Source organism: Fructilactobacillus sp. YLN 2412, from assembly GCF_059488745.1.
Map to the genome: position 1 here is coordinate 268,573 of NZ_CM183165.1, position 21,175 is coordinate 289,747.

Sequence of the window (21,175 nt, forward strand, 5' to 3'; positions counted from 1 at the left end):
GTGATAATATGACAAAGTTAGTAGAACCAATGGTTTTTAAAAGAATCTTGTTGACAATTGACGCAGATGATCCGGAGGCTAATGAAAGAGCCTTGCGTTATGCTGTAACCCAAGCCAAAGAATTTGATGCGGAACTTGGAATCTGTTCGGTATTAGAGGGTAGTGATATTAATATTTACGATTCTTTAACACCGAAGAAATTGGACAAGAAACGTGAAGCACTTAACGAAGTGATTAATAAATACGTTGAGATGGCTGAAGATTTTGGTGTAAAACACGTTACAGCGATGACCAGTGAAGGTGGAGATATCGATGATGAAATCTTAGATACCATCATTCCTGATTTTAATCCTGATTTATTGGTCTGTGGGGCCGATAAAGATGGTGAGCACCGCTTTTATAGTATTAGTATTAAATTAGCTAAAAAGGCTAAAATTTCAGTAATCGTGATTCGTTAAAGGTAGGTAAGAAAAAGTGTCGGATAAATTAAGAAAATTTTTTAGTGAAGGATCGACTGATGAAATCACTAAAAAGTTATTGGGGAAATTATTAGTTTATCATTCCCCACAAGGCTTGATGAGCGGGTATATTACTGAAGCAGAAGCTTATTTAGGAGCTAAAGACTCTGCTGCTCATGCTTATCAAGGTAAACGTACTCCGTCAAATGAGGCTCTTTATGGATATCCCGGCACAGTTTATATCTACTCGATTCATTCACGATTATGTCTTGATATTGCAACTCAGGCCAAGGATACTCCGGAAGGGATTCTAATTCGTGGAATCGAACCTTACCAGGGTATTGAATTAATGGAAAAGAATCGAGCCAAGCATGGTTATGATCTTACTAATGGTCCGGGAAAGTTAATGCAGGCACTTGGGATTGAAGATAAAAAAATGAATTTGTTAGAGTTCGGCGAAACTGACTTAGATATTAAATTAGATGATGGGAAAAATCCTGAAAAGATTGAAGCTAGTGGACGTATCGGAGTTAGTGATCGGGGTAAATGGACGGAAAAACCATATCGTTTTTATGTTGCTGGCAATCCCTATGTGTCTAAAATGGCAAAACGTGATATGAATTTAGAAACTTACGGTTGGAAATAAAAGAAGACTCATGATCGGAATAAACCAATCATGAGTCTTTTTTTATTTTATTTTGTTAAAAGATATTTGGCATCAGTCTCAGCATCCTGAGAGGTTAAAATCTTAGGACCATCATTGGTAATTACCAAAGTATGTTCGTATTGAGCAGATAACGAACCATCTTGGGTTACATAATAAGTCCAATCATCCTTTTCATCATAGCGATCCTTAATTTTCCAAGTACCAAGAGTTACCATTGGTTCAATGGTAATTGTCATCCCAGGACGAAGTCGCAAACCGCGTCCTTTTTCACCATAGGCTGGAACGGCAGGATCTTCATGAATTGAAGGCTGGATTCCATGTCCGATTAATTCACGAACATCTCCCATATGATTTTCGTCTTCGACATATTCTTGAATGGCGGCACCAATATCACCAATTCGGTTTCCAACTTGGGCTTGATCAATTCCTTTATAAAGTGCTTCTTTAGTAACATCCATCAATTTTTTGGCTTTTGGATCAATGTCACCAACGGCGTATGTCCAACAAGAATCGCTTTCGAAGCCATCTTTGTTAACACACATATCAACTTTGACGATGTCGCCTTTTTTTAGTTTGAGACCCTTACGTGGAATACCATGTGCGACCTCATCATTAATGGAAATGCAAGTTCCAAATTTGTAACCATCAAATCCTTTTTCAGAAGGGGTAGCACCATGTTCAGTAATATATTTATCTGCAAATTCTTCAATTTCCCAAGTATCTAAACCTGGTTTAATAAGTTTCTGTAATCCTTTGTGAACACCAGCTAAAACAGCACCGGATTCAGCCATTTTTTCAATTTCACGGTCTGATTTTAAAGTAATCAAGTGAATTTCTCCTTTGTAACTAATTAATTAAACTCTGGTTGGTAAAGCTTCACTTCTAATATAGCACTATTTTACCGTGAGAATCTAATGGAAAGTTCGTATTAAGAGGATAATTAGTTTAATATTTATCGTTATAAGTAATGGCGAATCCTTCAGGACCAGCATGAGGCATTAAAGAAGGGCTAGTATAATTAAGGACAATGTTAATGTCGGGACGTTTTGCTAAAATAGCATCGCGAATTTGTTTGGATTCAAGATCATCATCTACAAATGGTAACCCAACATCTTTAATGTTAGGATTGCCAATAATTTCTTGAATTACTTTTTGAACAATTTTTTCCATTTGCTTTTTTCCCCGACATTTGTAGGCAAAATTTAATTGGTTATTTTGAACGGTTACCACAGGCTTTAGTCTAATTAAAGATGAAATAAAACCAGTTGCTTTACTGGCTCGTCCACCTTTTACTAAATAGTCCATATTGTTAATAAATAGATAAAATTTTGTATTAGGAATCATTGCAGTTACTTCTTTTTCAATTTCATCCAAGGTGAATCCATTCTGAAGCATTTGTCCGGCTTTTAAAATTAGATAACTAGTTCCGCGATCAGCAGTACCACCGTCGATAATTCTGATATCATTGTCAAATTGTTGTGCTGCCATTTTAGCGGTGTTTGCAGTACCGCTAAGAACAGTACCAATGTGGATTGAAATAATTTGTGCATCTGGGTCTTCATCAATGATTTTTTGATAAGTTTCCACAAAATCACCTAATGATGGCTGACTGGTAGTAGGGAACTCTTGATCACTTGCTAAAATATCAGAAAATTCTTTGGAGGTAATATCAATCTGATCTTTGTAAGTTTTGCCATTGGCAATCGCACGTAATGAAACTAGGTTAATATGATATTTTTCTATTTCTGCAGGAGTTAGTTGAGAAGTGGTATCAGTTACAATATGAATCATTTTTTCTCCTTTTGTGGTTTTAATTTTATTAACCAAGTATAAAGAATGTTTACGAAATCTGCTAATTAAAATGAAATAATTAAGTGAAAAGCAAAGATTAAGGTTGATGTCATACTATTTTGATTTTGTTACAAAATTGGTTGATTGTAAATTAATTAAGTTTCAATGTTAACTTAAATCATTAAAGAAATTATTAATTAAAATATGGAGAAAGCAGACTGACGTATGATAGTATATAAGTTGATGGATTCCATTTAATTATGAAGTATATTTTATGAACGGTTAAATTAATAAAAATTAAAAAGGTGATTACTTGAATAAAATATTTAACAAAAGAGATTTGTTTGTATTGATTGTTGGAGTAGCCACAATTATTTTTGGGTTCTTTTATATTCAATTTGGAGCTGGTGGAGATAAAGATAATGTGGAACCAACGCAACAACCAATTATTTTTGTTTCGGATCAAAATCGGACTTCTGCTGCGGCTAAACATTTAGTAACGACTACTAGTCGTTCTGGCGGTGATGTTGCGATGCATATTGATGTTTATGGTAATGGTAAAATTAATTATCATGCTAATAAAAATGTAAGGTCGAAGCAGCCAATTATCGAAGTTAATTTTGGTGATCGAGCTAAAACTACTAAAGTTCAATCAGAAAAATTAAACGAAATTTTTAAGCATCTTAATCAAAAGTATAACTATAAACAATATGATGCAATTGGTTATGGAGCTGGATGTTTAGCAGTTTATGATAATGCAGTTACCTATGGTACCAAACAAAACAGAATGGGATTGAGTCATTTTATTTCAATCGCTGGTCCATATCAAGGAGTGATGCCAATTCGAGTTCCAGCTGGTAATCCAAGAAATATTCCACGTCAGGGACCACACCGTGATTTTGTACATCATCAGGATATAATTCGCCAACAATCAATTACCCAACAACAAAATATTAATCAACGTTTTCCTAGCTATAAAGAATTAAAAGCAAAATCTAAAAATTTAGATAGTAATACCAGGGTTCTTAATATTTATGGAGTGTTAGGAGAGCACGATCTTTCTGATGGCAGGGTTTCAGAAGTATCCGCTAGTTCATTGAAGGGATTAGTAAAATCTGATAATTATCAGGCACTTCGTTTAACAGGCCCTGATGCTGAACATTCTCGAATTTTGGAAAATCAGATTGCCGAGCGATTAGTAAACCGTTTCTTATTTAGTGAATAGCAAAAAAGCAGCCAACTTTTAAAGTTAGCTGCTTTTTTGTTGTGCATTTTTAGAGATTTGAAATCAGACCGCTTTCAACAGCCTTGTTAATTCTATGCAATTCGTCAATTTTAGCATCGAACAAAAATTTTGTCTTTTCATCCGAATTTTCAGTTGCTTGATTAGCTTCTGATTCTAAAAATTTAATTTGTTTTGCTAAATATTCTTTTAAGTTCATTGTTGTTCTCCTTTTTTACCAAATTTGTACTCGATCAGCTGGAGCTAAGTACATCTTGTCTTTGTTAGTTACATCGAATGTTGAATAAAAATCATCCAAGTTTTTAACTTGTACGGATGCCCGAAGTGCAGCGGGGGCATGTACATCGATTGACAATAAAAGTTGTTGATATTCCATGCGGGCTTTCATACGCCAAATACGAGTCCAATTAATGAAAAACTCATTTAAATCAGCATCAGATTCTTGTTTGGCAGCTGCTTCAGCACAACTAAGACCACCTGCATCAGCAATATTTTCTGACACCGTTAGTTTACCATTAACTTTTCCTCCAGCAAAAGGAATTCCATCGAATTCTTTAATCATTTTTTGAGCTAATTCAGTAAAATGCTGATGGTCTTCTTTACTCCACCAGTTATTTAAATTACCAAATTCATCAAACAAGGATCCGTTATTATCAAAAGCGTGTGAAATTTCATGAGCGATTACTGCACCAATCCCACCATAGTTAGCACTTGATGATTGGTTAAGACTGTAAAATGGCGCTTGTAAAATAGCTGCAGGGAAAACAATAATATTTTTAAATGGATGATAGTAAGCGTTGACAGTATTCGCACTCATTTCCCAACGTTCCCGTTCCACAGGTTTATTCCATTTAGAAAACATATCTTGGTTAGCAATCTTACTAAAGTTGAGCAAGTTCGCTAAAATTGATTCATTTTCATTAGTTTTAAATTTACTGTAAATGGGAGTGATTTTTTCTGGATATCCGACTTGAATCCCAAGAGTGCTTAATTTTTTGATTGCCATTTTTTTAGTATCAGGACTAAGCCATTCATTTTGGGAAAGTCGATCTTTGTAAACATCAATCATTTTTTCAACCATGTGATGCACGTCAGCTTTGGCTTTTGCTCCAAAGTATTTTTTGCCGTAATAATCACCAACGACCTGGTCAAAAGTTCCAGATGCTAGATAAAAGGCTGCCTTTTCAGGTTTTGTTGCTTCCTCTTTACCGGATAAAGCACGACTATAAGTACCACCGACTTGTCTAAAGTCTTCTGATAATGTTCCGCTGAAGTGGTTAACAGTTTTAACTAGCATCCAATCTTTCATTAATTGGAAGTTTTTAGTTGATAATAATTCAGCTAAATGTTGGAAGTATTGTGGTTCAGTTACAATTATTTTGTCAGGAACTGCACCAACCAACTGATTAATAGCAGCTTTTAAATTAAGGGCAGTCGTTGAACTAGCAAGTTCATCAGTTGTTTCTGGATTATACATTTTACTGTAATCAGCAGATTCTTCAGCTGATTTAACGTTGGGAGCAATTAATTGATCGAATTTTTTAGCATTTTCAATAATTTCATTGGCTGTTTTTTCATTATAGCCAACCATTTGGAGTAATTTGCTGCTCATTTTAGTAAAAATTGGCATTAACTGCTGGAAAGCTTGATTCCCTTTTTCATAATAGGTTTTATCCGGCATGAAAAGGGCAGGGCCACTAGCAAAAAGTGCATTTACTTTAGCATTTTTCATATCTGGATCAAGATCTAATGAAAATGGAGTTGGTAATCCAGAGAGAATCCAATCTGGTAACTGATCATTAAGATCATTAAAATCGTTTAAATTGATAATTCGTTCAATGATGGATTGTAAAGGAACAGCACCCTCTGAATTGCGTTTTTTGAAGTTGTTAGCCATTTTATAAAATTTGATGTATTCCTTCAACTCTGGAGTATTTGCTGTTAACGTGCCATTTTTAAGCTCTTCAGAGTCTTTCATAAGAGTCTTTTCAATGTCGTCAACTAAATCCATAAAACCACCAACCGAAGAATGGTCAGCAGGGATAGTTGCTTGTTTGGTCCAAGCACCATTGACAGCATCATAGATATTATCTTTAATCTCAGCTTGATTAATTGGGAATTGTTTATTTGTCATGTGATTTTCCTTTCTAAATTAAGTTCATAGTTAGATGGTATCAAAAAAGCCCCGTAAAAGTAACTTTTACGAAGCCTAATTGTTATTTATTTCTAAGATCTTCAATTGAGTTAACATTCTTCATGTATTTTGGAACGGCTAATCCAACTTTAGCGCCAGGACAATTGGTAGTTACAATCTCAACTTTATTTTTGAATTTCTGATAAAGTGGACCGGAAGTTACAGGTAGCCATGCAGCAGTAGTAATATCTGCGGAACCTCTAGCAATTGAGGCCCAGGCTGGTTGTGCTTCCATTGCACTAGTAGTGACGTTATATCCTTTATCTTTTAAGATTTGGGCAGTCACATTAGTGGATGCAATTGCATCATCCCAAGTTACATAAGTCATCCGAACTTTTTTGCCATGACCATCAGGAACACCTTTGGTCCATTCTTTAACTTGTTTAGGATGTTCTTTGATAAATTCTTTTGCCGTCTTTTGTGGATTTTCACCTTTAAAGTTCTTATACATAATGTCGCCCATCATGTCAGAATTCCAGTGGAACTGCTTAAAGAATTTGTAAGCCCCGGGGTTTTCTTTTGCAAAACCTTTACGGGCTACAGTATCAATTTTTTCTGATTTACCATAAACATTTTTAGGATCTTTTAAAAATTTGATTGGATACTTTTTAAACATCCAATGAGGCTGCCAAGCAGTTACCACAATTGGTTGTTTATACTTGATTGATTTTTCTAATTGGCTACACATCGCAGCAGTAGAACTAGTTTGGAGCTGCCAATTTTCCTGTTTTAATCCATAAGCAGGGAGAACTTTTTGTGTTGAAGCCATGATTCCGGCTCCCGCATCAATTCCCGTAATCGTGTAATGAACTTGTGGCCCAACACTTTTATGGGGATTATACTTTTGGGGAGTAACACTACAAGCCGACAAGGTAATTGCCAAGACGCCTAGAGTTAAGATTCCTACAATATATTTAGTAAATTTATTTTTCATAAATGTAGAACCTCCTTAGTTGTCTTTTTTATTTTGGTTGTTGCCGCTTAATCCTTCAGAGAGACGATCAAGAATGATTGCTAAGATAACGATAGCAATTCCGGCCGCAAAACCAGCACCTGCATCATTTCTACCAACGGCAAAGTAAACAAGTGAGCCAAGTCCCATTGTTCCAATCATTGAAGCAATAACAACCATTGAAAGTGCAAGCATCATTCCTTGATTAATTCCAGAAATAATAGTTGCTTTTGCAAGTGGTAACTCAACTTTAAATAATTTTTGCCAAGTAGTACAACCAAAAGAAACGGCAGCTTCATTTAAGTCAGCAGGAACTTGTTGAATTCCTAAGCAAGTCATACTTACAATTGGTGGAAGCGAGAAGATTACAGAAGCAACCACTCCGGGTACCATTCCAATTCCAAATAAAGCAACTGCCGGAATCAAGTAAACAAAGGCAGGCATAGTCTGCATGAAAGAAAGAATTGGCCGCACAATTACATTGACTGTATGGCTTTTAGCCATCCAAATTCCAAGTGGAACTCCAATTACAATAATAATTAAACTGGTAGCTAATACTAAAGTAAGGGTTTGAGTCATGTCGTGCCAATAACCTTGATTCCAAATTAAAGCTAAACCAAGAAGTTCAAATAACATGAATCCCCAGTGTTTAGTTTTACGTAGGATAAACCAGGTTAAGATCAAGATTAAAATAATAAATAACCAGGCAGGGAATAAATCCATTACCCATTGGATGGCATCCAAAATTGCACCAATTCCAGCAGTTAAAGCATTAAAAAATCCAGCAAATCCGGTTAGCCACGTAACAAATGAATTAATCCACTTTGCAAGTGGAATAGCGGGAATCCCGCTTAACATCGCAAATAAATTAGTCATTATCATTGCCTCCTTCACTAGTATTAGAAGAAATTGCTTCTAATAAAGTACTTCTCAGGATAATTCCCTGCAAGTGTTTTTCATCGTCAACTACTGCGAATGGAACCGGAGATTTTGAGATTTGAGCAAATAATTCAGCGATGGCAGTATTAGAACTAGTGGTAGGGACATTAGTTTTTAGAATTTTGTGTAAATCTTTTTCATTGTTTTTAATTAAATTGCTGACATCATCAGCATCAATTAATCCCAAGAAATGTTTGTCATTATCAACGACAAAAATACTTGATATTTGATCTTGATTCATGCGACGTAATGCCAACTTAGGTCCATCTTTTTCAATATTAATTGTGTTGGGCTTAACCATTACATTACCAGCAGTAAGAATCTTAGAACGATCAACGTTTTCAATGAATTTTTTAACGTAATCATTTTTAGGATGGGTAAGCAAATCTTCTGGAGTGGCAATTTGAACTACATCTCCATCATGCATCATTAAAATTCGGTCACCGATTCTCAATGCTTCATTTAAATCATGACTAATAAAAATGATGGTTTTATGTAATTGATGTTGTAATTCAAGAAGTTCATTTTGCATTTCCCGTCGATTTAGCGGATCAAGGGCTGAAAAAGCTTCATCCATCAATAAAATATCTGGATTATTGGTAATAGCACGTGCTAGACCAACTCGTTGTTGCATTCCTCCAGATAATTCATTTGGATAACTATTGTCATAACCTTTTAAGCCAACCATTTCGAGTGACTCGTGCGCTTTTTTATCACGCTCTTCTTTAGCAACGCCTTGAACTTCGAGTCCGAAAGCAGCATTTTCAATAATTGTACGATTAGGTAAAAGGGCAAAGTCTTGAAAGACCATGCTCATCTTTTTTCTTCGTAACTCAAGCAATCCTTTTTTATCAAGCTGCATAATGTTCTCACCATCTACAAAAATCGTTCCTGAAGTTGGTTCGATTAAACGGTTAAACATTCTTAAAAGGGTTGATTTACCAGAGCCTGAGAGACCCATGATAACGAAAATTTCATTATCATTAATGGTAAAATTAGCATTATCTACTCCAACACTGCTTCCTGTCTTGGCAAGAATTTCAGCTTTACTTTTTCCTTCAGATAAGAGCTCTTGTGCTTTGTTGATGTGTGAACCAAATATTTTAGTTAAATGATCCACTTTGATCTTTTCATTCTTTTCAGTCACAGAACTTCTCCTTTCATTTTCGGGTAAATTGTAAAAAATAAAAAACCCACTATAACAACATAACAAGATATGGTTACTTTTGTCAAACAACTTATACCTTATAAAACGCGTCATACGGGCTTTTATGGTTGCAAACACCTATTGTATATAGGTTTTTCACAATTAATAGTTATTAAATTTTAGTTAATTAATTTAGAAATAATGACCAAAAATAATTCCGACAAAGTAGTGAATAAACATTGTTAAAATTCCGACGATCACGTTTCGGATAATTGCAACTTTGACCATTCCGTTTCCAAGTTTGGCACTTAAAAATCCGGTTAATGCAACAGCAATGATAACCGCTACAATTGTACCACTCCATTTTAAGTCATTAGGCAACAATGTCATAGCTAGTAAAGGAAGGGTTCCACCAGCGGCAGCAGATACTAACGAAGAAAAAGCTGCACTCCAAGGACTCATGTATTTTCCAATTTCTAAATCGTATTTGACTGATACCATGGTTTGTAGTGGATTTTTGGATAATAGATCATCCGCAATTTCGGTTGAAGTTTCCTGAGAGATTCCACGGTCCATATAGTAATCAATGACATCTTGACGTTCGCCGGCAAAATCAGTTTTTAAAAGTTGTGCCTCTCTAGCCACTGCAGATTCTTCAGTATCACGTTGCGAGCTAACAGAGGCATATTCACCTCCAGCCATTGAGAAGGCACAGGCTAGCAGGTCTGATAAACCAGCAATGAAAATGGTAAAAGGATTGGTAGTAGCAACTCCAACAGAAAACAATACTCCAACCACAGTTAAAATTCCATCGTTAGAGCCAAGCACACCGGCTCTTAAATTATTTAATTTTTCATCTAAAGTTTGTTTTTTATGTTTTTTAAAAATCATTTTTTATCTCCTAAGCGACCATTCCAATTAGAAATCCAATTAGGTACGTTACTGACATGGTAACGATTCCTGAAATTACATTACGTAATACCGCACGAACACGATTAGCTTGACTAAGAATGGCAGCCAGGTAACCGGTGATTGCTAAAGCAATAATCACAGCAACGAAAGTAGTAATGATATGCAGACTTTGGGGCCCAACAAAGATTGAAATGAGTGGTAATAATGATCCAAGTGGAAATGAGATCATTGAGGCTGTGGCCGCTGCATAAGGACTGGTGAATTTACTAGGATCAAATGAATAACGTTCTCGAACGGTGGTTGTTAAAGCATTTTCATTCATCATTTCAGTAGTAGCCTTATGGGCTAATTCAGGATTCATCCCAGTTGCCACGTATTTATTCTGGACGAAATCAAATTCTTTTTGATAATTTGTTTTCAATTGGTCCTTAACAGTTTCAATGGCTTGATTTTCAGAGTCTTTTTGACTACTAACTGAGACGTATTCTCCCATAGCCATTGAAACTGTTCCAGCCAGCATTCCAGCTAATCCAGAAACCAGGATTGCCCAGTGGCTAGTTGAAGCTCCGGCAACCCCCAATACAATTCCTGCAATTGAGAGAATGCCATCATTAGCACCCATTACACTTGCACGTAGAACATTGATTTTTTGAGCTAACGAAAATTTATGTTTTTTCTCCATAATAATGATCGAGCCTCTCTTATCTATAATTATTATAAAATCATAACAGTTATATTTTACCTAAAAATATGACGAAAGTAAATAGTTAATTAAATTTAATTTTATAGCATAAAAAAATACCCCATAAAAATTAGATTTTTTGTCTAAACTTTATGGGGTATTTTAGAATATGAACAGTTTTTATTTTTTGAATTTTCGAAGAATTCTCGATTTCATGGGATACTTAACTACATTCAATTCTCCGTTGTTTAGTTGAGCTAAATAAACATCAGGAATGATAGTATGCTGTTTTTTGAGCATTTCAACTAGTTGTGGTTCAGTGATTCCGGCACGTTCCATTACTAATTTATTAATTTGACCATCAGCAATAATTGGATAATTAATTGCCTGATCTTTAAAAGTAGTAACAGTCAGCTGACCATTTTGTTCTAGCGTTGCATTCTTGACATCGCGAAAATTACTAACTCCATCAGTTCTAAGCTTAAAGGCTAGCTCATTAGCGTTAACGCCGGTATTTAAAGCACGAGTTACATTTACTTTTCCATCCAAAATTAAAACTTGCGGTGTTCCGTTAATTAATTTATTAATCGAATTACTCTGACCGGTTAAAAATTTGATTGTAAAGACAATTACAGACCAAATCAAAAGAATGACAACGAATTGTAAAACGGTAATTTGTGAGTTATAGATAATTCCTCCGATTATTCCACCAAGAATATAATTTTGAAGTTGATCAAGTGCATTGGAAGGAGCCAGATTACCTTTACCGGATAGATTAATTTGTAATACTACCATAATTAATCCGACAATAAATTTCAGAGCAATCGACCCATAATCGACGCCATTACTGTCTGTCCCGCCAAACCCAAAGTTAAATTGAGCCTTAGTAATATGTTTAGGAGGATTTACTAACTGAGTTTCCTTTAGATTGTAATTTGATTGATCATTATTGAAATTAACTACATAATATTTTTTGCCAATCTGAACCGTCATTCCGTCGTTTAGAGCGTTACTGCTGGCATATACATCATCTACTGAGACATGTTTTTGATCAGCAATCTTTTTTAGTACCTGCACAGTCTGCCCAGTTTTGCTATCAGAATTCTGTTGTTCAAGAATCTGCCCAGTTTGAATTGCAATCACTAACGCCCCGGAAAGTGATACTAGAATAAACAGATTTCTAAAGCGGGGATTATTACGATTTCGATAGTAAAATAAACCAACCACGACGATAATAAAGAAAATCAAAGCCATTAAACCGATAAAAAGCTGGTTAGTAATGTTGTAATTATGTTTTAAATAATCGTATGAATATAAATTCAAGATATACACCTCAATATTAAGACTGAATTTTGTATGTAATCAAAAAATACCCACAACTAAAACTTTGGTTGCGAGTATTTTAAATTATTTGGCTTCTTTTTCTTGACACTCTTTACAAATTCCATGGACTTCCACACTAGTAACAGTTGGTTTAAAACCATCTTTACTAGCAGCTTCTTTTAAATGTTTATCAATTTCTGGGAATTCGGGATCATCAACATCGATAATTTTATTACAATTATCGCAGGTAGCATGAAAGTGAGGATGATCGTAAAAATCATAACGATAACCACCATCAACGCTAGGCATTTCGATGATAAGATTTAACTTTTTGAATAATCTCAAATTGTTATAAACAGTTGCCATGCTTAAGTTAGGAAATGTTTTTTCCAAAATATGAAAGATAGTTTCAACGGAAGGATGTTCATCAGTTTCAATCATGTATTTTAAGATAATTTGACGTTGTGGTGTAATCCGAACATTGTTTTCTTTCAAACGGTTCATTGCATTTTCATAACGTTTGTCTGTCATAATGACACCTCTATTCTAAACGTATTTTTTAAATCACAATTCACTATAGTACAACCTATTAGTACATTACAGTATATTCCTATTTAGGCATAAATTTCAAATAATAAACACTATGAATCTGATTTCCAAAAATTTTTAATTTCATTTTTGAGTTCGGTAGGATTGTGAGCAATCTGATAATTGCGCCAAGTTGGAGGAAACAACTCAGTGTAGCGTCGTTGTGTAAATCGGCGATCCATCAGTAAAATGATTCCTTGATCCTGATATCCACGAATTAAACGTCCTGCTGCCTGAAAAACATTATTTAATCCAGGTAACTTATAAGCATATTCAAAACCATGACCATTGTCTGCATCAAAATAATCTCTGATTAAATTTGTTTCTGAATTTAAGCCAGGCAATCCAACACCAACAATTCCAACGCCGATTAATTTGTCTCCAACCAAATCAATTCCTTCAGAAAAAAGACCTCCAAGCAGTGCAAATCCAACCACTGGATGTTTTTCAGGGGAATTAAATGCTTGTAAAAACTGAGTTCGCTGTTTGTCATCCATGTTGGTTTGTTGACGGATGGTATTTATTTCGGGAAACTTGGTTTTAAAAGCATCATAAACCATTTCTAAGTATACATTTGATGGTGCAAAAATTAAATAATTACCTTTTTTTTCTTTAATGAGGTCATAAATTGAGTCAATGATTTTATCAAGACTTTGTTCGCGTCTATGATAAGTTGTATCAATATAAGAAGTAATGATGATTTTTTGGTGCTTAGCGTCAAATGGTGATGGTAATTGATATTTTAAACTTTCGGGCTCGTCACCTAATACTTTTGTGTAATATTTCATGGGTGATAGGGTAGCAGAAAATAAAACGGCGCCACCACCTAAATCAAGAGTATCGGCAATAAAAGGACTGGGATCCATACAGAATAAACGAACAGTAATTTGATTCTCGTTAAGGAGTATTCTAAATTTAAAGTTAGGGCCAAAATACTCATCAATTTTTAAATAAGTTGTACATTGAAAGAAAAAATCGAGTATTTTGTCGGTAACATCACCTGGGGTTTGTTTTGCGAGCCATTTACGCAAAACCTGAACTAAATTTGTGATTGACTTAGTGAATTTTTCGTCCGTTTCCAAATAGTCATGCTCAGTTTGTTGTTCCTCGTGAAGTGGTTTTGCGATTCTTTTGAAATTTCTTTGGAGACTGCGTAGTTTAGTAATTACTGGCTGATCGTTTTCATTGTCTTTATGTAGCAACGATAGCAAGTCAGTAATTGCAGAATTAGATAAATTAGCAGAATACATTTCTCGTGAGCGATCTACTAAGTTGTGTGCTTCATCAACTAAATAAAAATTTTCCTTATTTTCAATTTCAAAAAAACGTTGTAAATGGACCTTAGGATCAAATAAATGATTATAATCGCCAATGATGATATCGCAAAATAAACTAGCATCTAATGAAAATTCAAACGGATCAAGGGTATATTGGCGTGCATACTTTTCAATTACAGCACGATCGATTTGATGATTATTTAACAAAAGTTCTTTTAAGGCCGGCTTTAGTCGATCATAGTAACCAATCATATAAGGATTTTCTTCTGGAGCAACTTCTTGTTCTTCTGGGAATTTGATTTTATCTTTGGCAGTTAACGTGATACTTCGAACTTTTAAACCATTATCGCTCATAAGACTAATTGCTTCTTCAGCTACTCGCCGCGTACTTTGTTTAGCAGTCAGATAGAAGATTCGTTTAATTTTTTCAGTTGCTAATATTTTGACAGCAGGAAAGAGAGTAGAAATGGTTTTCCCAGTTCCAGTAGGAGCTTCTGCAAAGAGATGTTTATTAAGTAAAGCTGATTTGTAAACAGCAGCAGCCAATTCATGTTGTCCAGCACGATATTTTCCAAAAGGGAAGGTTAAATTAGTAGTTGAAGAAATTTTTTCCGCATTTAACTGATCTTGTAACTGTAACCACTCTTCATAATCGTTAACCAACTGATCAAAAAATTTTGTAGCTTCAGTTTTACTGATGTTTTTTTCGGTTTTAGTAATAATTTCATCAGGAGTTTGCACATAGGTTAGTTGTAATGTGATTTTATTTAACTCTGGATGGGTATTCATTAGTAAATAAGCATAGGTTTGTGCTTGACCCCAGTAGAGCTTTAATTTATTTTCAGGAATATCCTTGAATTCAATGTCAGATGTTTTGATTTCTTCAATTGTAGCGGTCTGTTCTTCAAGAATTACCCCATCAGCACGACCGTGAATTAAAAATTCATGACCATTAATTTGGACAATTTTTTCTAAATAATATTCTGCTTGATAGTCACTTGATCGTTTCTTTTGCAGCTTGCGATGAATGCGAGAGCCAGTCTGTGCCGTGTTCATACTACTAAGACTGGTAGTTAAATCACCACTTCGTAAAATAAAGCCGACTAGATCTCTGACTCCTATCTTATTCACTAATTACACCTCCCTTGATTAATGACAAAGAAAAAAAGCAACTCGGAAAGTTGCTTTACTCTTCTGCCCATTGATTGAATTTGTTAGCATTTTTACCTAGATAATTGATTGCTTCTTTAGCTAACTTTGTTTTTTCTTGCTGACCGTCTTCGGGTTCAATATGATAGAAATCGCAAATGAAACCTTGAGCTAGGTTTTCATATTGATTTTTACGCCCATAACCATCATCTTCTAATAATTTATCAAGACCAGTTAAATCATTTTTCCCGGCTTCATAAAGTTGTTGGGCTAAATCAGGTTTGGGACCTAAGATTGATTCAGCATACTTAATTAAGAAATCATTCATATCAATCGCAATTTTTTCACGTTCTTGACGTTCAAGCTTCTTTTTAGACATTCGTTTCACCTCATGATTATTTTAAAATAGTTTGGAATTAAATGATAGCTTTAATGATGACTGCTGCGAAGATTATGACTACCTTTGACTTTGATACTATGCCGTTTATATCTTAATTTTTCATTATTACCGACAAAGTGAAAATGTTTCATTTTACCATTATATGGTTTGCCAGCTAATCTAATTTTAAACCATTCTTCCATGGTAGTAATAATACTTCGTGCAGCTGTTACTCGGCTAGGAATTTTCTCTTGTTCAGCAGCAGGCAAAATGTTAGTTTTGACTTGATTTTGTAGTTTTAAATGGTATTGAACTAATTCATTATTAAGTGGTTCATTACAATACAAATTAAACAATTTTTGAATTTCCCGCATGGCATCTTTTGAGTCTGTGGGATGATAGTATCTCTCTTCATTATTATTAGACATGATTTAAATACCTCGTATTAGTAGTATAGGCGAGATAGTTAATAAATGAAACCAATTTAGCGTAAAAGCATTATGTTAATGTCGGATGTGATACTATAGAATATGACTATTTTACGAGTTTAGGAGCAACAAGATACTATGAAAAATATTTTAGCAATTCATACTGGCGGGACTATTTCGATGTCACAAGATAAAGGTGGTGCTGTCGTTCCCAACACACAAAATCCGATTAGTAATGAAATTTCAGGATTAACAAATATTAATGTAATTAATGAAGAATTATTTAATTTACCATCACCACACATGACACCGCAAATTATGCTACAAGTAAAAAATCGCATTCAAAAGGCAATTGAAGAAGGTATTGATGGGGTAGTGGTAACTCACGGAACTGATTCTTTGGAGGAAACTGCTTATTTTCTTGACTTAACGCTTCCTAATGACATTCCAGTGGTAATAACTGGTGCAATGCGGTCTTCAAACGAAGTCGGGTCAGATGGTTTTTTTAATTTTAAATCTGCTATTCAAGTCGCAGCTTCAGATAAATCGAAACATAAAGGGGTATTAGTAGTTTTTAATTCTGCAATTTATGCAGCTCGTTATGTTACTAAAACCCATACTACTAGTGTAGACACTTTTAAAGCACCTATTTATGGGGCTTTAGGAACCATTGAGCATGGGCGTGTGATTTTTGCTCAAGAACTCATTGGCACTGAAACAACCGATATTGACCATGTGATTGAACCAGTTTATCTTTTAAAAACTTATACTGGAATGACTGATACGCTTTTTAAAGCGATTGATAAGGTTGATACTAAAGGAGTTGTGATTGAAGCGATGGGCGCCGGTAATCTGCCACCAAAGACAGTTTCAGCTGTTGAAAAGATGTTGCAACACAAGATTCCTGTGATTTTGGTATCGCGCTGTTTTATGGGATATGCACAACCAGTCTATGCTTACGAAGGTGGCGGAGTTAGACTGCAACAAATGGGGATTACTTTTAGTGAAAATTTAAATGGTCCTAAAGCACGAATTAAATTAATTGTTGGACTTAGTGCCGGTAAGACTGGCGACCAATTAAAGGAATATATGTCCAACGTAATTTCCTAATAGAATTGGGGGAAATAAATAATGAATAATTATCAAAGTAGTGAACTAATTAAAAATTTACATGATTCTCTCCAGAATCATACGTTAGTTAATGTGATTCAGGGCAGCTCGTCAATTTTTTACACCGGAATGGTGATTGCACTTGATAATCATGGTGTGATTTTAACTACGTATACTGAGGACGGATTAGCCAATGGTTTGGCATATTTAACTTTTGAAGACATTTCTGATGTTGATTTTTATAGTGAAGATATTACTAAAATGGAAGCTCGAATTGGTGCTGCTCAAAAGTTGGATTTAATTGGGATTAAACCAGCTGAAATCAAATTAAATCAAAAAGTAGACTTGCTAACACAGGTGTTAGGAAATTCATTTGTTTATCAGCAACCTATTTTATTAATTAAAAATAACGGAGCAATGATGGAAGGATTCGTAACTTCTTTAGGCAAGCGACAAGTACAGCTGTCAACTTTTGATAAATTTGATAGCAGTAATGGAGGACACGCGGATGTTTTAAAATCTGAAGTTCGTTCTATTGAATTTTTAGGTTTGGAATTAAATCTGCTGAGCAAGTCTAAAAAGCTTTTGCTTACTAATCACATTAAAACGGTTGAGGTTAACGAACAGTTGCAGATTTATGCTAGCTTGCAAAGAGCGATGGAAAGCGGACGTCGTATTATAATGATTCCTAAAATTAATCCGGAACTTTTTTTCATTGGTCAAGTTAAAGCGGTAAATGCAGAGGCTGTTATTTTTTCTGTCGTTGATATGAACGGTCAGTTTGGCGGTTATGAGTTAATCCGACTTGATGAAATTGGCGAGTTGGTGCTTAAAAGCGATTATCTACGACTTATTAATCATTTTGTCTCGCTTAATTTAGCCAACAATACTTATAAACAACCGATTTTAAATGATGAGCGCAGTTTTGATGATTCTGTTAATATGTTTGAAGCTTTGTTAAACCAAGCAATGGTTTTTAAACGTTTTTTACGGATTAAAACCAAAGATGGAGAAAGTTATTTTGGCGTTCCATTTAAGATTGGATCAGATCGTATTTCACTTCGTTATATTGATAAAAATAATCCATATGCTACAAAACGAAAGCGCATGAATATTAGCGAGATTGATGAAATTGCGTTTGATTATTTAGAAGCAGTTTTAGCTAGAAAACGGATTATGGGAATTAATTAGCATTTACTTTATGGGATGAAAGAATTTAAATCTACTTGTTCTAATTCTAATAATTTGACCTTTCGTTCAATTCCTCCAGCATAGCCAGTTAATTTGTTGTTTTTACCTACAATCCGATGACATGGAATTATAATTGAAATGGGATTGTGACCGATTGCACTACCTACAGCTCGGACGGCGTGGGGTTGATGTAAACTGTTAGCAACATCTTGGTAGGTCACAACTTTTCCTGTTGGGACGGACTTAATGATATTTAAAACTCTTTGACGAAATTTAGTAGTTTGGAGATGGATGGTAATATCTGTAGGGTTAGGATTGTTGCCAGCGAAATAATCATCTAACCAGTGGGTGGTTTTTTTAATTATTAACGTTTGACCATCTATTATTTTCGATAAGTCAAACTGTGCACCATAGGATTTTTGCCCTATAAACCATAATCCTAGCAGATTAGCTTGGTCACTTAGTAAAGTGATTGGACCAAGCGGTGATTGGTAGTTAGCTTTAATTAGCATTTAAATGAACCTTTCTAGCGAAGATAAAAAATGGAAAATTCTGATTATATTCAGAATTTTCCATTTTTTATTTGTTATGAATTAAAAACTCTTTGATAAACTTAACTTCATCAGGAGTTGGTTTATCCCACATACTTTTAATTGCGTGATAACGTTCAACTGTCATGTGTAAATTAACTGCCATTTGATTGTCATCGATATCATGTTTTTCTTCATACTTGATTAAATCAGTAGCAATTTTACTGAAATCTTCATCAATATAGGCCATTGTTTTCCTCCTAAAAATGCTGTGACTTCATTATAACGTAAATCAAGTTGATTTTTAAAAACTTATTTTAGAATTTGGTTGGTAATGATATCAGCGACGGCAAAATTATGATCGTCAGACAATGGATGTGGTAAAGTTGTGGTCATCCATTCTAAGCCTTGCAATGGAACTCCCCAGATGAATAATTGATTTTCTGTTTTACCATTATAGTTAATTGCCTGATAAGTCATTAAATCAACATCAACTGCTGGACTAGCTGTTTGTTGTCCATCAGCTAAGTGAAACAAGTGAGCGGTTATTAATCCTTGGTTTCGTAAGTTGATTAATAATGGGTTATTAGTTTTTTCAAGATTAGGTTTTGGAACTCGTGCCTCAATTAAAGCATTAACTTGGAAAACTTCTTTTGGATATAATTTAGACCGTGCAATAAACTTTTGATTGGCTCCAATAACTTGTAATTGTGGTCCTAAGATAGTGACAATATGTGCTTTCATCAAGGCTTGTAATTGCCGATAGCGTAGTAATGGTGGACCAGAGGTTAGAAAACCAGAAAATGAATTAAACAGCTGTAAGAATTTAGTGACATAATCATCATCGGACAATAAATGTTGAGAAACTATTTTTTGAATGGTAGTTCGCAAGTCAACTATTTTTGATAATGCACCAGTTACTGGAGCTGCTTTTGTACCTAATTTGGCATCATTAATAATTAATTCCATCCATTGTAAAATGATTTTTTGATAGCTTTCAATTGTTGAAATCGAGACGCCAGCAACGGGGTTTAAAATGAGATCCCAATCTAAAATATCTGCACTTTTAAAGTGATAACTACCAATGAAAGCGGACCGATCATCTGATTTTAAAAAGCCATCTGCAAAATCTTTAGCCTCATATTGAGGATACTTTTCGTTAATCAATAAAGGATAGTATAAATATTCAATTTCAGCTTTTAATAATTCAATAAATTTATTGAATGGTAATTTTCCATTCACCAGATTTTTTTGAATCGTAGTTTGATTTAAAAAGACAATAGGACGATTTTCACCAGCTTTTTGCTGATTAAGTGCCTTAGGGTAATAAGGAGCACCACGACGTGAACCAGCATAAATTTGCGGTTCACGACCAGATTGATGGTATGTTAAGGAACCATCAGTATTTTTAGTATAACTTCCACCTCGTTCGATGGTTAATTCAGTTAAATAATCAAAAAACGATAATCCCATTCCGCGAATAATCACTTTTTCATGCGGTTGAATCTTTGTAAAGTTAGCTTCAGCCGGATAAGTTGGCAAAAAATATTGTAAATTGTTTTTTTGTGCATATTTTTTTAATGAAATTTCATCTTCTGAAAGTTGATTAGTAGAATTACCAGTGCTTAACACTAATGAATCAGTTGTAACTATATTTTTTTCGGTAGCAAGCTTAAATTTATCGTCAATTTTTTGCGCACCATTTACTTTTTCCTGATGAAAATTAAGCTTAATATTTTGTGGAAGATTATCTTTTAATAGAGTGTAAAACCATTGGGCATAAACGCCAAAAAGAGCTCGAGGAGCATAATCATTTGGATTTAATTTTTTAATGACTGATAGAAAATTCTGTTCATAATCTCGATCTTTTATAAATTCAACAGCAGATTTGCTTTGCGTCCATTCATAAAAAGTCGGACCAGTTACTTTGTTTTTGCCAAAGTCATTAAATAAAGTAACTAATTGCGCAGATGAATTCATAATTAAATCTAATGACTGAGTTGTTTGCCAAACTCGACCGCCGATTGGACACGGATCATAAAGATCGAGTTGAAGTTTGTCATTTGAATTAGCTTTGTTAATAAGATTAGCAGCAATAATTAAGCCGCGAGGACCAGCTCCAATAATACTAATATTCATGTTTAAGACTTCCTTTCTAATTAACTTTAGCATAGTGGCAAACGAATCTCACTTATGTTTATAATGGAGATGAAAA

General features: G+C 34.5%; 22 protein-coding genes. 5 read left to right on the top strand and 17 right to left on the bottom strand.

All coding sequences use genetic code 11. The features are described from left to right. The first annotated feature begins 8 nt into the window (after window positions 1–8). Window positions 9–458, top strand: coding sequence for a universal stress protein (locus AC0GLR_RS01135; protein WP_495604991.1), 450 nt, complete (start codon window positions 9–11; stop codon window positions 456–458). Window positions 459–474: 16 nt separating this feature from the next. After that, window positions 475–1,104 carry a DNA-3-methyladenine glycosylase gene (locus AC0GLR_RS01140; RefSeq protein ID WP_495604992.1) on the top strand — a complete coding sequence of 210 codons (630 nt, stop codon included), beginning with the start codon at window positions 475–477 and terminating at the stop codon, window positions 1,102–1,104. Window positions 1,105–1,151: 47 nt separating this feature from the next. On the opposite strand, the gene map is transcribed toward AC0GLR_RS01140, so the two are convergent. Beyond that, on the bottom strand, window positions 1,152–1,952 hold the full coding sequence (map, locus tag AC0GLR_RS01145; RefSeq protein WP_495604993.1) for a type I methionyl aminopeptidase: 801 nt from the start codon (window positions 1,950–1,952) through the stop codon (window positions 1,152–1,154). 118 nt (window positions 1,953–2,070) lie between these two features. Next, entirely contained in the window at window positions 2,071–2,916 is an 846-nt protein-coding gene (locus AC0GLR_RS01150) for a DegV family protein (protein ID WP_495604994.1), read from the bottom strand. 313 nt (window positions 2,917–3,229) lie between these two features. On the opposite strand from AC0GLR_RS01150, the gene AC0GLR_RS01155 reads away from it, so the two are divergent. Further along, window positions 3,230–4,141, top strand: a complete 912-nt coding sequence (locus AC0GLR_RS01155) for an alpha/beta hydrolase (RefSeq protein WP_495604995.1) — start codon at window positions 3,230–3,232, stop codon at window positions 4,139–4,141. Window positions 4,142–4,190: 49 nt separating this feature from the next. Here the strand turns inward: AC0GLR_RS01155 and AC0GLR_RS01160 are convergent, their stop codons facing one another. From AC0GLR_RS01160 to AC0GLR_RS01215, 12 genes are all read right to left on the bottom strand, one after another. Next, window positions 4,191–4,358 (bottom strand): hypothetical protein, encoded by a 168-nt coding sequence (locus AC0GLR_RS01160; RefSeq protein ID WP_495604996.1) that lies wholly within the window; start codon window positions 4,356–4,358, stop codon window positions 4,191–4,193. 15 nt (window positions 4,359–4,373) lie between these two features. Next, window positions 4,374–6,293, bottom strand: a complete 1,920-nt coding sequence (locus AC0GLR_RS01165) for a M13 family metallopeptidase (RefSeq protein WP_495604997.1) — start codon at window positions 6,291–6,293, stop codon at window positions 4,374–4,376. An 82-nt stretch (window positions 6,294–6,375) separates the two neighbouring features. Then, complete coding sequence (locus tag AC0GLR_RS01170; protein ID WP_495604998.1) at window positions 6,376–7,287, bottom strand: glycine betaine ABC transporter substrate-binding protein; 912 nt, start codon at window positions 7,285–7,287, stop codon at window positions 6,376–6,378. Window positions 7,288–7,302: 15 nt separating this feature from the next. Further along, window positions 7,303–8,181 (bottom strand): ABC transporter permease, encoded by an 879-nt coding sequence (locus AC0GLR_RS01175; protein WP_495604999.1) that lies wholly within the window; start codon window positions 8,179–8,181, stop codon window positions 7,303–7,305. Further along, window positions 8,174–9,391: a quaternary amine ABC transporter ATP-binding protein gene (locus tag AC0GLR_RS01180; RefSeq protein ID WP_495605000.1), complete on the bottom strand. Its 1,218-nt coding sequence runs from the start codon at window positions 9,389–9,391 to the stop codon at window positions 8,174–8,176. The genes AC0GLR_RS01175 and AC0GLR_RS01180 overlap by 8 nt, the downstream gene beginning before the upstream one ends. A gap of 192 nt (window positions 9,392–9,583) precedes the next feature. Beyond that, complete coding sequence (locus tag AC0GLR_RS01185; protein ID WP_495605001.1) at window positions 9,584–10,282, bottom strand: VIT1/CCC1 transporter family protein; 699 nt, start codon at window positions 10,280–10,282, stop codon at window positions 9,584–9,586. Between the two features lie 10 nt (window positions 10,283–10,292). Then, window positions 10,293–10,985: a VIT1/CCC1 transporter family protein gene (locus tag AC0GLR_RS01190; protein ID WP_495605002.1), complete on the bottom strand. Its 693-nt coding sequence runs from the start codon at window positions 10,983–10,985 to the stop codon at window positions 10,293–10,295. Between the two features lie 180 nt (window positions 10,986–11,165). After that, window positions 11,166–12,308, bottom strand: coding sequence for a DUF3290 family protein (locus tag AC0GLR_RS01195; RefSeq protein ID WP_495605003.1), 1,143 nt, complete (start codon window positions 12,306–12,308; stop codon window positions 11,166–11,168). 84 nt (window positions 12,309–12,392) lie between these two features. After that, window positions 12,393–12,839 carry a Fur family transcriptional regulator gene (locus AC0GLR_RS01200; RefSeq protein ID WP_495605004.1) on the bottom strand — a complete coding sequence of 149 codons (447 nt, stop codon included), beginning with the start codon at window positions 12,837–12,839 and terminating at the stop codon, window positions 12,393–12,395. Between the two features lie 110 nt (window positions 12,840–12,949). After that, window positions 12,950–15,304 carry an ATP-dependent DNA helicase gene (locus tag AC0GLR_RS01205; RefSeq protein ID WP_495605005.1) on the bottom strand — a complete coding sequence of 785 codons (2,355 nt, stop codon included), beginning with the start codon at window positions 15,302–15,304 and terminating at the stop codon, window positions 12,950–12,952. Window positions 15,305–15,359: 55 nt separating this feature from the next. Further along, a complete protein-coding gene (locus tag AC0GLR_RS01210) occupies window positions 15,360–15,701 on the bottom strand; it encodes a hypothetical protein (RefSeq protein WP_495605006.1) in 342 nt (113 codons plus the stop codon). Between the two features lie 50 nt (window positions 15,702–15,751). Then, entirely contained in the window at window positions 15,752–16,129 is a 378-nt protein-coding gene (locus tag AC0GLR_RS01215) for a hypothetical protein (protein WP_495605007.1), read from the bottom strand. Between the two features lie 138 nt (window positions 16,130–16,267). Between AC0GLR_RS01215 and AC0GLR_RS01220 the strand changes: the two genes are divergently transcribed. Together AC0GLR_RS01220 and AC0GLR_RS01225 are read left to right on the top strand one after the other, a co-directional pair. Beyond that, on the top strand, window positions 16,268–17,239 hold the full coding sequence (locus AC0GLR_RS01220) for an asparaginase (RefSeq protein ID WP_495605008.1): 972 nt from the start codon (window positions 16,268–16,270) through the stop codon (window positions 17,237–17,239). 21 nt (window positions 17,240–17,260) lie between these two features. Next, a complete protein-coding gene (locus AC0GLR_RS01225) occupies window positions 17,261–18,430 on the top strand; it encodes a hypothetical protein (protein WP_495605009.1) in 1,170 nt (389 codons plus the stop codon). Window positions 18,431–18,438: 8 nt separating this feature from the next. Here the strand turns inward: AC0GLR_RS01225 and AC0GLR_RS01230 are convergent, their stop codons facing one another. The 3 genes from AC0GLR_RS01230 to AC0GLR_RS01240 all read right to left on the bottom strand — a co-directional run bounded on the left by AC0GLR_RS01230 (window position 18,439) and on the right by AC0GLR_RS01240 (window position 21,099). After that, window positions 18,439–18,942: a methylated-DNA--[protein]-cysteine S-methyltransferase gene (locus AC0GLR_RS01230; RefSeq protein WP_495605010.1), complete on the bottom strand. Its 504-nt coding sequence runs from the start codon at window positions 18,940–18,942 to the stop codon at window positions 18,439–18,441. 67 nt (window positions 18,943–19,009) lie between these two features. Continuing rightward, window positions 19,010–19,210 (bottom strand): LBP_cg2779 family protein, encoded by a 201-nt coding sequence (locus AC0GLR_RS01235; protein ID WP_495605011.1) that lies wholly within the window; start codon window positions 19,208–19,210, stop codon window positions 19,010–19,012. A 62-nt stretch (window positions 19,211–19,272) separates the two neighbouring features. Next, window positions 19,273–21,099 (bottom strand): FAD/NAD(P)-binding protein, encoded by a 1,827-nt coding sequence (locus AC0GLR_RS01240; RefSeq protein ID WP_495605012.1) that lies wholly within the window; start codon window positions 21,097–21,099, stop codon window positions 19,273–19,275. Between the last annotated feature and the right edge of the window lie 76 nt (window positions 21,100–21,175).

What these genes read in the sequence shown, in the direction of transcription:
- AC0GLR_RS01160 (WP_495604996.1), bottom strand. Translation starts at nt 4,358, where the DNA reads ATGAACTTAAAAGAATATTTAGCAAAACAAATTAAATTTTTAGAATCA.
- AC0GLR_RS01165 (WP_495604997.1), bottom strand. Translation starts at nt 6,293, where the DNA reads ATGACAAATAAACAATTCCCAATTAATCAAGCTGAGATTAAAGATAAT.
- AC0GLR_RS01220 (WP_495605008.1), top strand. Translation starts at nt 16,268, where the DNA reads ATGAAAAATATTTTAGCAATTCATACTGGCGGGACTATTTCGATGTCA.
- AC0GLR_RS01175 (WP_495604999.1), bottom strand. Translation starts at nt 8,181, where the DNA reads ATGACTAATTTATTTGCGATGTTAAGCGGGATTCCCGCTATTCCACTT.
- AC0GLR_RS01230 (WP_495605010.1), bottom strand. Translation starts at nt 18,942, where the DNA reads ATGCTAATTAAAGCTAACTACCAATCACCGCTTGGTCCAATCACTTTA.
- AC0GLR_RS01200 (WP_495605004.1), bottom strand. Translation starts at nt 12,839, where the DNA reads ATGACAGACAAACGTTATGAAAATGCAATGAACCGTTTGAAAGAAAAC.
- AC0GLR_RS01170 (WP_495604998.1), bottom strand. Translation starts at nt 7,287, where the DNA reads ATGAAAAATAAATTTACTAAATATATTGTAGGAATCTTAACTCTAGGC.
- AC0GLR_RS01225 (WP_495605009.1), top strand. Translation starts at nt 17,261, where the DNA reads ATGAATAATTATCAAAGTAGTGAACTAATTAAAAATTTACATGATTCT.
- AC0GLR_RS01190 (WP_495605002.1), bottom strand. Translation starts at nt 10,985, where the DNA reads ATGGAGAAAAAACATAAATTTTCGTTAGCTCAAAAAATCAATGTTCTA.
- AC0GLR_RS01215 (WP_495605007.1), bottom strand. Translation starts at nt 16,129, where the DNA reads ATGTCTAATAATAATGAAGAGAGATACTATCATCCCACAGACTCAAAA.
- AC0GLR_RS01185 (WP_495605001.1), bottom strand. Translation starts at nt 10,282, where the DNA reads ATGATTTTTAAAAAACATAAAAAACAAACTTTAGATGAAAAATTAAAT.
- AC0GLR_RS01235 (WP_495605011.1), bottom strand. Translation starts at nt 19,210, where the DNA reads ATGGCCTATATTGATGAAGATTTCAGTAAAATTGCTACTGATTTAATC.
- AC0GLR_RS01150 (WP_495604994.1), bottom strand. Translation starts at nt 2,916, where the DNA reads ATGATTCATATTGTAACTGATACCACTTCTCAACTAACTCCTGCAGAA.
- AC0GLR_RS01240 (WP_495605012.1), bottom strand. Translation starts at nt 21,099, where the DNA reads ATGAATATTAGTATTATTGGAGCTGGTCCTCGCGGCTTAATTATTGCT.
- AC0GLR_RS01135 (WP_495604991.1), top strand. Translation starts at nt 9, where the DNA reads ATGACAAAGTTAGTAGAACCAATGGTTTTTAAAAGAATCTTGTTGACA.
- AC0GLR_RS01210 (WP_495605006.1), bottom strand. Translation starts at nt 15,701, where the DNA reads ATGTCTAAAAAGAAGCTTGAACGTCAAGAACGTGAAAAAATTGCGATT.